Consider the following 11918-nt stretch of genomic DNA (forward strand, 5'->3'; position numbering starts at 1 on the left):
ACCTTCCGTTAAATCGTCCTGAATACCAGCAATAACAGACAGGCAAATACCGGTACTGCTGCTGTGAGGCTATCAATGCGGTCAAGGATACCACCATGACCGGGGATCAGGTGACCGCTATCTTTAATCCCTGCTTCACGCTTAAACATGCTTTCGGTTAAATCGCCCAATACTGATGCAAGAGCGGCTATCACCGAACAGGTCAACAGAATAGCCGGCGACACATCCAGATTCGCCCACATGCCGAACAGCACGGAGATAATCGCAGAAGTGAACAACCCACCAAAAAAGCCCTGCCATGTTTTACCCGGAGACACTTTCGGCGCTAATTTGTGTTTGCCAAACATTTTGCCAAACATATAAGCACCGGAGTCTGCACCCCAGACCAGAACCATCACATACAATAGCCAGATTGAGCCAGTGTAGTGGTTAATATCGTAATGCCAGTTGCGCAGCACAATCATGCCCCAGAAAAACGGCACAATAGTTAATACGCCAAACAACAGACGCAACGTTTTTGAGTTGCGCCAGATTGATGCTGAACCCGGATAAAACAATACCAGTAACAGCGCGGCAAACCACCAGGCAAGTGATGCCCATAGCGAAGCCTCAATCAACGGAATATGAACCGTACGCTGGTATTCGGGTAATGCATAAAGCATTAATGCCAGTAACAGACCACACAACACAGCAAGCCAAACACGTTGAGAACGTGCTTTAAAACCTGCCAATTGTCCCCATTCCCAGGCTGCCAGCATACATACCACGAGGGTTGTAATAGCAAATCCTACTGGTGGAAGCCAGAATAACGCGGCAATAACCACCGGGATTAAAATAAACGCAGAAAGCAGGCGATACTTCAGCAAAAGTGACCCCCAACAGGCTTACTCACTACCAGGTGCTGTGCCGCCAAAACGACGCTCTCGATTTGCAAAAGCATTTAGTGCACCTTCAAAGTCTTGTTCATCGAAATCAGGCCAAAGAACATCGGTGAAATAAAGTTCTGCGTAGGCAATCTGCCAAATCAGAAAGTTACTAATACGATGCTCTCCCCCTGTCCTAATTACTAAATCTACGGGAGCCAGTTCATTCATGCAGATTTGCTTACTCAGCATCTCTTCATCAATCTGGTCTGGACGCAGTAAGCCTTCTTGTACCTGTTCGGCAAGATGCCGCACACCTTGAATAATATCCCAACGACCGCCATAGTTCGCGGCAATATTGAGAGTCAAACCTGTGTTGGCACTCGTTAAGTCTTCGGCTTTTTTGATACGTTCTTGCAGGCGAGCATTAAATCGGCTGATATCGCCGATAATACGCAAACGGACATTGTGACGATGCAAACTTTTGACTTCACTGTCTAAAGCCCACACAAACAACTCCATTAGTGCGCTAACTTCTTGAGCTGGACGATTCCAGTTTTCACTACTAAAAGCATAGAGCGTAAGGGCATCTATACCATTATTTGCCGCAAAACTTACCGCCCGGCGAACAGATTTCGCCCCCGCCTTATGGCCGGAAACCCTCATCTTCCCTTGTCGTTTCGCCCAGCGACCGTTGCCATCCATAATAATGGCAACATGGCGCGCGCCATGTTCGGATTGTGTTTCGCTTAATTGTTGGTTTGCAGACAACATAACGCGTAATTATTCCCAGATAAGGATTAAGCGGTACTCAGAATGATCTCAGCTTTTACATAAAAAAGCCGTGCTATAACACGGCTTACCAATCTTTCAGTCAGTTATTCCCGGCTGAAAGATGGCGCAGACTATATCACTGAAGCACAAAGCTAACAAATAGAGGCATATCAGCTGAATAAATAATCATCGAGAAGCGATGCGCGTCACCAAACCTCGGGCAACCTCGCGTGCTTTCGCATCAACAGCAAGAACCTCTTCCACACTCTTCGGCTCAGTCAATTCAACACTATCAAGGACGGCACGATTTAAGGAAGCAATGTCTGTAAAACGTAGTTGTTGTTGCAAGAAAGCCTCAACCACAATTTCATTTGCAGCGTTCAGTACGGTCGTTGCGGCCTGCCCTTGCTCAAATGCTTCCATCGCAAGCTTCAGGCAAGGATAGCGATGATAGTCCGGTTCCATAAAGGTGAAAGTACCGATTTTACAAAAATCGAGTGGTTCAACACCCGACTGCACGCGTTCAGGAAATGCCATAGCGTGCGCGATAGGCGTGCGCATATCCGGAGCGCCTAACTGCGCCAGTACACTACCATCACGATAACGAACCATCGAGTGGATAACCGACTGCGGATGTATCAGTACTTCCATTTGTTTAGCTGAAGCATTGAATAGCCAACGAGCTTCAATGTATTCGAGACCTTTGTTCATCATGGTGGCCGAGTCGACTGAGATTTTACGTCCCATCGACCAGTTCGGATGGCTACAAGCCTGGTCCGGAGTCATTGCTGTCAGTTCACCTAACGGCGTCTCACGGAATGGGCCACCTGACCCGGTAAGAATAATCGACGAAACGCCATTACCCTCAAGTTCAGCGTACCCGAGGTTTTGCTGAATTGTTTCCGGTAAACTCTGAAAAATTGCGTTGTGTTCGCTGTCGATAGGCAGAAGTTGAGCGTGGCTTCGTTGTACAGCATCCATAAACAGACGCCCACAAGTCACCAGTGCTTCTTTATTTGCCAGTAACACTTGCTTGCCTGCCGCAATCGCCGCAAGAGTGGGTAACAGGCCTGCAGCACCAACAATAGCCGCCATAACCTGGTTCACTTCGTCCAGCGCAGCCATTTCACAAGCTGCCTGCTGCCCTGCCAGAACTTCAGTGCTACTCCCCTGCTCTTTAAGCAAACGGCGTAACTCACCGGCAGAGATTTCATCATCCATTACTGCCCAGCGAGGCTTGAACTCCAGACACTGCTCAGCCATGCGCACAACATTTTTCCCGGCTACGAGGGCCGTGACGGAAAACTTATCAGGATTATGACGAACAACGCTAAGGGTACTGGTACCGATAGATCCGGTAGAGCCAAGAATGGTCAGTTGCTTCATGGGGCGCTCTGGAGTTTTAATTTTAACAATCATATATCCAAAATAATTCGAGTTGCATTTAGGCGGCAAGAGAGCAAGTCCCGATGAGCTTACATGAGTAAGTGATTCGGGTGAGTGAACGCAGCCAACAAAGATGCAGCTTGAATTAAGACGGGTATAAAAACAAAACGCCGTAGACAATTACCGTGGCGTGAGCCACGGCTTGCATACGGCGTTTGATCCGTCATCTCAACGGATTAGAACTGCATCAACTCAGCTTCTTTCTCAGCAAGCGCAGCATCTACTTTCTTGATAGCAGCATCAGTCATTTTCTGAACGTCGTCCTGAGAACGGCGATCGTCATCTTCACTGATTTCTTTATCTTTCAGCAGCGCTTTAACTTTGTCGTTAGCATCACGGCGAACGTTACGAACCGCCACACGTGCGCCTTCAGCTTCGCCACGTACAATTTTGATCAGATCTTTACGACGCTCTTCAGTCAGTGCAGGTAGCGGAACACGAATGTCAGTACCAGCAGAGCTTGGGTTCAGACCGAGGTCGGAAGTCATGATCGCTTTCTCAACGGCCTGGCTCAAAGAGCGGTCAAACACGTTGATCTTCAGTGTGCGAGAATCTTCAACCGTTACGCTTGCCAATTGGCGCAGTGGAGTCGGGGTGCCGTAATACTCCACAATGATGCCGTCCAGCAGAGATGGAGAGGCGCGGCCGGTGCGGATTTTACTGATTTGGGTTTTGAATGCTTCTACGCATTTTTCCATACGCACTTCGGCATCTTTTCTGATATCGCTAATCACGTTACGAATCCTTGAAAACTGGTTTAGGGCAGACCACACTTCACGCCGCTATGCAGACGCTGCGAGCTAAGTATAGCCCTGTTTATTCATGGCGCCCGTTGGGGTTGCCTATTAACACTATCTGAAACTGAATCTTACCCTGATTAAGCATCGACTGAAATTATTCAGTGATCAATGTGCCTTCTTTTTCACCCATGACCACACGGCGAAGCGCACCAGGTTTGTTCATATTGAAAACACGAATCGGTATTTTGTGATCGCGGGCCAGCGTAAACGCCGCCAAATCCATCACTTTCAGTTCTTTTTCCAGTACTTCGGTATAGGTCAATTGCTCACAAAGCGTGGCGGTAGGATCTTGTACCGGATCCGCAGTAAACACGCCATCTACTTTCGTGGCCTTCAGTACTACGTCCGCTTCAATCTCAATACCACGCAAACACGCAGCAGAGTCAGTAGTAAAGAATGGATTACCGGTACCAGCTGCCAGGATAACTACGCGGTTATTGCGCAGCAAGCTGATAGCTTCTGCCCAGCTGTAGTTATCACATACGCCATTCAATGGAATAGCAGACATCAGGCGGGCGTTCACATAGGCGCGATGAAGCGCATCACGCATTGCCAGGCCGTTCATTACGGTTGCCAGCATACCCATGTGGTCGCCCACAACACGGTTCATACCGGCTTTTGCCAGGCCAGCACCGCGGAATAAGTTGCCACCACCAATCACCACCCCGACCTGAATACCCAATTCAACCAGCTCTTTAATTTCCTGAGCCATACGATCAAGGATGCTTGCATCAATACCGAAGCCTTCGGTACCTTGCAGCGCTTCGCCGCTTAGCTTGAGCAGAATGCGTTTGTAGACAGGTTTTGCATTGGTAGCCATGATTCTTTCCTGGGAACAGTCAACGAATGGGGATGGTAAATTCAGACGACATAATGTCGCATATCAACAAGATCTGTATCAGAGCAGGCTGATTTTTAAAGCCAGATAAAAAGGAACCGCCAATTGGCGGCTCCCTTTAAAAATTAAGACTGCTTGGACATTGCAGCAACTTCTGCTGCGAAGTCAGTCTCAACTTTCTGGATGCCTTCGCCCACTTCAAAGCGGATGAAGCCAGTTACGTCAGCATTGTGCTCTTTCAGCAACTGACCAACAGTTTTGCTTGGCTCGATAACGAAAGGCTGACCAGTCAGAGAAACTTCACCGGTGAATTTCTTCATGCGGCCTTCAACCATTTTCTCTGCGATTTCTTTCGGCTTGCCAGACTGCATAGCGATGTCCAGCTGAACCTGGTACTCTTTCTCAACAACTTCAGCAGACACGTCTTCTGGCTTAACGAATTCTGGCTTGCTTGCAGCAACGTGCATAGCGATTTGCTTAACCAGCTCTTCGTCAGCGCCTTTAGCTGCAACCACAACACCGATGCGAGCACCGTGCAGGTAGCTACCCAGAACATCACCTTCCAGAACTGCAACACGACGAATGTTGATGTTCTCACCGATTTTAGCAACCAGTGCAACACGCTCTTCTTCGAACTGTGCTTTCAGTACTTCGATGTCAGTAACTTTGCCTGCAGCAGCAGCGTCCAGCACTTTGTCAGCAAATGCCTGGAAACCACCATCTTTAGCAACGAAGTCAGTCTGGCAGTTAACTTCCAGAATCACAGCGTAGCCGTCTGCGATCTTAGTTTTGATCACGCCATCAGCAGCTACGTTGCCTGCTTTCTTAGCCGCTTTGATCGCACCAGACTTACGCATGTTTTCGATTGCCAGCTCGATGTCGCCATTAGCTTCAGTCAGTGACTTTTTGCAATCCATCATGCCTGCGCCAGTACGTTCACGCAGTTCTTTTACCAGAGCAGCAGTAATATCAGCCATTCTAAAATCCTCGGTTATCTCGTAGAGAGAGATAAGCCCTGGTCCACGGAATAGACGAACCCTGGCTCAAAATAAAAAGGGGCCTGTACAGGCCCCCTAACCAAACTATTCAATATACCCGTTATCTTTCTAGCCGCAGGGGCGTTGGCTACACTCACTCACCCAGTCACTTACCTAAGTAAGCTCCTGGGGATTCTTGAGCTTGCCGCCTGGCTGCAACTCGAAATCTAAAGGGTATACTTGGTTAATAAGAGCTCAAATAAGAGCGAACCTTATTATTCAGCTTCTACGAAGCTTTCTTCTGCCTGAGAAGCCAGATCCTGAGAGCGGCCTTCACGAACGGTAGCAGCTACAGCACCCAGATACAGGGTTACAGCACGGATTGCATCGTCGTTACCTGGGATAACGAAATCAACGCCATCTGGATCGGAGTTAGTATCAACGATAGAGAATACTGGGATACCCAAGTTGTTCGCTTCTTTGATTGCAATGTGTTCGTGATCAGCGTCGATTACAAACAGTGCATCCGGCAAGCCGCCCATGTCTTTGATACCGCCGAGGCTGTTTTCTAACTTAATCAGCTCACGGGTACGCATCAGCGCTTCTTTCTTGGTCAGTTTGTCGAAGGTACCGTCCTGAGACTGGATTTCCAGGTCTTTCAGACGTTTGATGGACTGACGAACAGTTTTCCAGTTAGTCAGCATACCGCCCAACCAGCGATGGTTCACGAAGAACTGATCGCAGCTCAGAGCAGCTTCTTTTACTGGTTCGCTTGCAGCACGCTTAGTACCAACGAAAAGGATTTTGCCTTTACGAGAAGAAATCTTGCTCAGTTCAGCCAAAGCTTCGTTGAACATAGGTACAGTTTTTTCAAGGTTGATGATGTGAACTTTGTTACGAGCGCCGAAGATGAAAGGCTTCATTTTCGGGTTCCAGTAACGGGTTTGGTGACCGAAGTGAACACCAGCCTTGAGCATGTCGCGCATGGAAACAGTTGCCATGATTAAAACCTCTATATAAAAGTATGGGGTTAAGCCTCCACGTATCCCATATTACCGACCCCTAAGGGCACCCCGGAATATGTGTCGATACGTGTGTGTTATTTACACAAAGTGAGAGTGTTGGCTGTATCCGAAAAATCGGAATACAAGTCCGGCGCGCTTTATACCATAAAACAGACCCGGACTCCAATAGTTGTTAGTTGATAGTGCGCACACTGATTCTCGATTTGGCACCGATCGTAGGCCCTGATACCATTGCCCCACTACTGCTCAATTATTGTCGATAACGACGACACCTGCGGATCGAATTAATGGCTATCTCAATTAAAACACCTGAAGAAATCGAAAAAATGCGCGTCGCGGGCCGTCTTGCCGCTGAAGTGCTGGAAATGATTGAACCCCACGTACGACCAGGCATCAGCACTGGTGAACTGGACCGTATCTGTAGCGATTACATCATTAACCAGCAGCATGCTATTTCTGCCTGCCTGAACTACCACGGCTTCCCGAAATCCGTGTGCATTTCCATTAATGAAGTGGTCTGCCATGGTATTCCTGATGACGCTAAAATCCTGAAAGATGGAGATATCGTCAACATCGACGTAACTGTCATCAAAGATGAATACCACGGTGACACCTCGAAAATGTTCATCGTCGGCAAACCGACTATTCTGGGCGAGCGCCTGTGCCGTATTACTCAAGAAAGCCTGTATTTGTCACTGCGCATGGTAAAACCAGGCATTCGCCTACGCACTCTGGGTGCTGCAATTCAGAAGTTCGTTGAAGCTGAAGGTTTTTCTGTGGTTCGCGAATACTGTGGACACGGTATTGGCCGCGTATTCCACGAAGAACCGCAAGTGCTGCATTACGATGCTGATGATGGTGGCGTTGTGCTGCAACCGGGTATGACTTTCACTATCGAACCGATGGTGAACTCCGGCGATTACCGTATTCGCACCATGAAAGACGGTTGGACGGTGAAAACCAAAGATCGCAGCTTGTCTGCACAATACGAGCATACTATTGTGGTGACAGATAACGGCTGCGAAATTCTCACTTTACGCAAGGATGACACCATCCCCGCGGTGATTTCGCATAACGAGTGATATGCCTGGCGAAAGTCAGCAATCGAAGCCGGCTTATGCCGGCTTTTTTTATGGATGGCGACATGACACCGAGCTTACCCGAGCAGTACGCAACCACAGTGCTTCCTGAGATTTCCGGGCAACCTGAATACCCCGTCAACTGGACAGATTCAGAGCTTAATTGCGCCGAAATTAAAGCCCGCCTCGACACCTTCCAGCAGTGGTTGGGGACAGCATTTGACGACGGTATTTCCGCCGAAAAACTTATCGATGCCCGCACCGAGTTTATCGACCAGTTACTGCAACGGTTGTGGTTAAACTATGGTTTTGGTGATATCGCTGAAACCGCGCTCGTCGCGGTGGGTGGTTACGGGCGCGGTGAACTTCATCCGTTATCTGACATTGATTTGCTGATACTCAGCCGTAAACGTCTGAGCGAGCCACAATCCCAGAAAATCGGTGAGCTTCTCACGCTGCTGTGGGACGTAAAATTAGAAGTTGGCCACAGCGTACGCACGCTTGAAGAGTGCCTGCTCGAAGGTCTGTCTGATTTAACAGTTGCCACCAACCTGATTGAGTCGCGCTTACTAATTGGCGATGTCGCACTCTTCCTTGAACTGCAAAAACACATTTTCAGCGACGGTTTCTGGCCATCCGCCAAATTCTTTGCTGCAAAAATTGATGAGCAAAATGTTCGTCATCAGCGTTACCACGGCACAAGTTATAACCTCGAACCAGATATCAAAAGCAGCCCCGGCGGTTTGCGTGACATCCATACGCTGCAATGGGTCGCGCGCCGCCACTTTGGCGCCACGTCCATGAGTGAAATGGTCGGCTTTGGTTTTTTAACCGAAGCAGAAAGAAATGAACTGGATGAGTGCCAACACTTGCTGTGGCGTATTCGCTTCGCTTTGCATCTCGAAGTAAATCGCTATGACAACCGTTTGTTATTCGACAGGCAGCTCAGCGTCGCTCAGCGTCTGGATTACAACGGTGAAGGCAATCAGCCGGTCGAACACATGATGAAAGATTTCTATCGTGTGACCCGTCGCGTCGGTGAGCTTAACCAAATGCTGTTGCAGCTGTTTGATGAAGCGATTCTTGCGCTAGATGCCAGCGAAAAACCGCGCCCACTGGACGATGACTTCCAGTTACGTGGCACTCTGATTGATCTGCGTGACGAAACGCTTTTTATGCGTGAACCGCAGGCCATTTTGCGCATGTTTTACATGATGGTGCGTAACCGTGACATCACCGGAATTTACTCAACCACCCTGCGCCATTTGCGCCATGCGCGTCGCCATTTAGTACAGCCGCTTTGCTACATTCCGGAAGCGCGCGATCTCTTCCTCACCATATTGCGCCACCCCGGCGCCGTGAGCCGCGCCTTATTGCCAATGCATCGTCACAGTGTGTTGTGGGCGTATATGCCGCAGTGGTCACATATCGTCGGGCAAATGCAATTTGACCTGTTCCATGCTTATACGGTCGATGAACACACCATTCGCGTGCTGCAAAAACTGGAAAGCTTCGCGAAAGAAGAAACTCGTCCAAAGCATCCATTATGTGTCGATCTCTGGCCGCGCCTGTCGCATCCGGAGCTGATCCTGATAGCAGCCCTGTTCCATGATATCGCCAAAGGCCGTGGCGGGGATCACTCGGTTCTCGGCGCACAGGACGTTTTAAAATTTGCTGAGCTGCATGGGCTGAACTCTCGCGAGACGCAGCTTGTCGCGTGGCTGGTGCGCCAACATTTGCTGATGTCGGTCACCGCGCAGCGCCGTGATATCCAGGACCCGGAAGTGATTAAGCAGTTTGCCGAAGAAGTGCAGACTGAAAACCGCCTGCGTTACCTGGTCTGCCTGACCGTCGCTGATATCTGTGCGACCAACGAAACCTTATGGAATAGCTGGAAACAGAGCCTGTTGCGTGAGCTCTATTTCGCTACCGAAAAACAGCTGCGCCGTGGAATGCAAAACAGCCCGGATATGCGTGAGCGTGTGCGCCACCACCAGCTTCAGGCGCTGGCATTACTGCGTATGGATAACATCAACGAAGAGGCACTGCATAATATCTGGCGTCGCTGCCGGGCGAACTATTTTGTTCGCCACACGCCAAACCAAATTGCATGGCATGCGCGCCACTTGCTCAAGCACGACCTCAGCAAACCGATGATTTTGCTGAGCCCGCAGGCAACGCGCGGTGGCACAGAGATTTTTATCTGGAGCCCTGACCGCCCTCACCTGTTCGCCGCTGTTTGTGCCGAGCTGGACAGGCGCAACCTCAGCGTTCATGACGCCCAAATATTTACTACGCGCGACGGCATGGCAATGGACACCTTTATTGTGCTGGAGCCGGACGGCAGTCCGCTTTCAGCCGACAGGCATGACCTTATCCGTCACAGCATTGAACAAGCCATTACGCAGGCAAGCTGGCAAACACCTCAACCGCGCCGCCAGTCTGCCAAACTGCGTCACTTTACCGTCGATACTGAGGTGAATTTCTTGCCAACGCATACCGACCGAAGAACGTTCCTGGAGCTGATTGCTCTGGATCAGCCTGGCTTGTTGGCACGAGTGGGAGAAGTGTTTGCCGATCTCGGAATTTCGCTTTACGGGGCGAGAATTACGACAATTGGCGAGCGAGTAGAAGATTTATTTATAATAGCCACCGCCGACCGGCGTGCTCTTAATAATGAGTTGCAAGAGGAAGTACAGCAACGGTTGACAGCGGCCCTTAATCCAAACGATAAATAACAGTCTGTTAATTTCGTCACAATCAGGAAAATGTTCACAATGCCAATGCAGCAGCTACAAAACGTAATTGAAACCGCTTTCGAGCGCCGCGCCGAAATCACTCCGGCAAATGCTGATACCGTCACTCGTGAAGCGGTAAACCAGGTCATCTCCCTGCTCGACAGCGGTGCGCTGCGCGTTGCCGAAAAAATTGATGGCCAGTGGGTTACCCACCAATGGCTGAAGAAAGCCGTTTTGCTTTCTTTCCGTATCAATGACAACCAGGTTATTGATGGTGCCGAAAGCCGCTACTTCGATAAAGTGCCGATGAAATTCGCCAACTATGACGAAGCACGCTTCCAGAAAGAAGGTTTCCGCGTTGTACCACCAGCGGCAGTTCGCCAGGGCGCATACATCGCGCGTAATACCGTTCTGATGCCTTCTTACGTCAACATCGGCGCATACGTTGATGAAGGCTCAATGGTTGATACCTGGGCAACAGTCGGTTCTTGTGCGCAGATTGGTAAAAATGTTCACCTGTCTGGTGGCGTAGGCATCGGTGGCGTTCTGGAGCCATTACAGGCTAACCCAACTATCATTGAAGATAACTGCTTCATTGGCGCGCGTTCAGAAGTTGTGGAAGGCGTTATCGTTGAAGAAGGTTCTGTGATTTCCATGGGCGTTTACATTGGCCAAAGCACGCGTATTTATGACCGTGAAACTGGCGAAGTGCATTATGGCCGCGTACCAGCAGGTTCCGTGGTTGTTTCCGGCAACTTGCCATCAAAAGATGGTAAATACAGCCTGTACTGTGCAGTTATCGTGAAAAAAGTCGACGCGAAAACCCGCGGCAAAGTTGGAATCAACGAGCTGCTTCGCACTATCGACTAATAAAATGTGCAAAAGGCGGGCTTCCCCGCCTTTTTAGCATTTAGGGCTAGCGGAAAAGGATTTTTCCGTTAATTATCTTGATATTGCTGATATCGAAAAAGGTAACACTATGTACGATAACTTGAAAAGTCTGGGTATTACCAATCCTGATGAGATCGATCGTTATAGCCTCCGGCAGGAAGCCAACAACGATATCCTGAAAATCTATTTCCAGAAGGATAAAGGCGAGTTTTTCGCTAAAAGCGTGAAGTTTAAATACCCACGCCAGCGCAAAACTGTCGTTGCCGATGGCGTCGGCCAGGGTTACAAAGAAGTGCAGGAAATCAGCCCGAATCTGCGCTATGTAATTGATGAATTAGATCAACTTTGCCAGCGAGATCGCACTGAAGTGGATCTGAAACGCAAAATTCTCGACGATCTTCGCCATCTGGAATCCGTAGTTGCTCACAAGATCAGTGAAATTGAATCCGATCTTGAAAAGTTAACCCGCGGTAAATAATGCAAAAGG

11 protein-coding genes are annotated in these 11918 nt (G+C 49.2%); 4 read left to right on the top strand and 7 right to left on the bottom strand.

The window, feature by feature from the left end:
* Window positions 1-8: 8 nt before the first annotated feature.
* From cdsA to rpsB, 7 genes are all read right to left on the bottom strand, one after another.
* The gene (gene cdsA / locus LVQ77_RS17435) at window positions 9-866 is read right to left on the bottom strand and encodes a phosphatidate cytidylyltransferase (protein ID WP_064516326.1); all 858 of its coding nucleotides are present in this window, start codon (window positions 864-866) and stop codon (window positions 9-11) included.
* A gap of 18 nt (window positions 867-884) precedes the next feature.
* Complete coding sequence (ispU, locus tag LVQ77_RS17440; protein WP_064516324.1) at window positions 885-1637, bottom strand: (2E,6E)-farnesyl-diphosphate-specific ditrans,polycis-undecaprenyl-diphosphate synthase; 753 nt, start codon at window positions 1635-1637, stop codon at window positions 885-887.
* Between the two features lie 186 nt (window positions 1638-1823).
* Window positions 1824-3023, bottom strand: coding sequence for a 1-deoxy-D-xylulose-5-phosphate reductoisomerase (ispC, locus tag LVQ77_RS17445; RefSeq protein WP_232866182.1), 1200 nt, complete (start codon window positions 3021-3023; stop codon window positions 1824-1826).
* A gap of 236 nt (window positions 3024-3259) precedes the next feature.
* Entirely contained in the window at window positions 3260-3817 is a 558-nt protein-coding gene (gene frr / locus LVQ77_RS17450; RefSeq protein WP_034460857.1) for a ribosome recycling factor, read from the bottom strand.
* Between the two features lie 160 nt (window positions 3818-3977).
* Window positions 3978-4703, bottom strand: coding sequence for a UMP kinase (gene pyrH / locus LVQ77_RS17455; protein WP_064516322.1), 726 nt, complete (start codon window positions 4701-4703; stop codon window positions 3978-3980).
* Between the two features lie 143 nt (window positions 4704-4846).
* The gene (tsf, locus tag LVQ77_RS17460) at window positions 4847-5698 is read right to left on the bottom strand and encodes a translation elongation factor Ts (RefSeq protein ID WP_064516320.1); all 852 of its coding nucleotides are present in this window, start codon (window positions 5696-5698) and stop codon (window positions 4847-4849) included.
* Between the two features lie 275 nt (window positions 5699-5973).
* Window positions 5974-6699 carry a 30S ribosomal protein S2 gene (gene rpsB / locus LVQ77_RS17465; RefSeq protein ID WP_064516318.1) on the bottom strand — a complete coding sequence of 242 codons (726 nt, stop codon included), beginning with the start codon at window positions 6697-6699 and terminating at the stop codon, window positions 5974-5976.
* A 311-nt stretch (window positions 6700-7010) separates the two neighbouring features.
* Here rpsB and map point away from each other — a divergent pair, with 311 nt between their 5' ends.
* From map to LVQ77_RS17485, 4 genes are all read left to right on the top strand, one after another.
* Entirely contained in the window at window positions 7011-7805 is a 795-nt protein-coding gene (gene map / locus LVQ77_RS17470; protein ID WP_151994998.1) for a type I methionyl aminopeptidase, read from the top strand.
* Between the two features lie 62 nt (window positions 7806-7867).
* On the top strand, window positions 7868-10540 hold the full coding sequence (gene glnD, locus LVQ77_RS17475; protein ID WP_232905113.1) for a bifunctional uridylyltransferase/uridylyl-removing protein GlnD: 2673 nt from the start codon (window positions 7868-7870) through the stop codon (window positions 10538-10540).
* Between the two features lie 45 nt (window positions 10541-10585).
* On the top strand, window positions 10586-11410 hold the full coding sequence (gene dapD / locus LVQ77_RS17480; RefSeq protein WP_034461055.1) for a 2,3,4,5-tetrahydropyridine-2,6-dicarboxylate N-succinyltransferase: 825 nt from the start codon (window positions 10586-10588) through the stop codon (window positions 11408-11410).
* A 109-nt stretch (window positions 11411-11519) separates the two neighbouring features.
* A complete protein-coding gene (locus tag LVQ77_RS17485; RefSeq protein WP_034460862.1) occupies window positions 11520-11909 on the top strand; it encodes a DUF3461 family protein in 390 nt (129 codons plus the stop codon).
* The last annotated feature ends 9 nt before the right edge of the window (window positions 11910-11918 follow it).

The sequence above is a fragment of the Buttiauxella cochleicola genome (genome assembly GCF_021282435.1).
Lineage (GTDB): Bacteria > Pseudomonadota > Gammaproteobacteria > Enterobacterales > Enterobacteriaceae > Buttiauxella > Buttiauxella massiliensis.

What these genes read in the sequence shown, in the direction of transcription:
- rpsB (WP_064516318.1), bottom strand. Translation starts at nt 6,699, where the DNA reads ATGGCAACTGTTTCCATGCGCGACATGCTCAAGGCTGGTGTTCACTTC.
- LVQ77_RS17485 (WP_034460862.1), top strand. Translation starts at nt 11,520, where the DNA reads ATGTACGATAACTTGAAAAGTCTGGGTATTACCAATCCTGATGAGATC.
- ispC (WP_232866182.1), bottom strand. Translation starts at nt 3,023, where the DNA reads ATGAAGCAACTGACCATTCTTGGCTCTACCGGATCTATCGGTACCAGT.
- pyrH (WP_064516322.1), bottom strand. Translation starts at nt 4,703, where the DNA reads ATGGCTACCAATGCAAAACCTGTCTACAAACGCATTCTGCTCAAGCTA.
- map (WP_151994998.1), top strand. Translation starts at nt 7,011, where the DNA reads ATGGCTATCTCAATTAAAACACCTGAAGAAATCGAAAAAATGCGCGTC.
- tsf (WP_064516320.1), bottom strand. Translation starts at nt 5,698, where the DNA reads ATGGCTGATATTACTGCTGCTCTGGTAAAAGAACTGCGTGAACGTACT.
- dapD (WP_034461055.1), top strand. Translation starts at nt 10,586, where the DNA reads ATGCAGCAGCTACAAAACGTAATTGAAACCGCTTTCGAGCGCCGCGCC.
- ispU (WP_064516324.1), bottom strand. Translation starts at nt 1,637, where the DNA reads ATGTTGTCTGCAAACCAACAATTAAGCGAAACACAATCCGAACATGGC.
- glnD (WP_232905113.1), top strand. Translation starts at nt 7,868, where the DNA reads ATGACACCGAGCTTACCCGAGCAGTACGCAACCACAGTGCTTCCTGAG.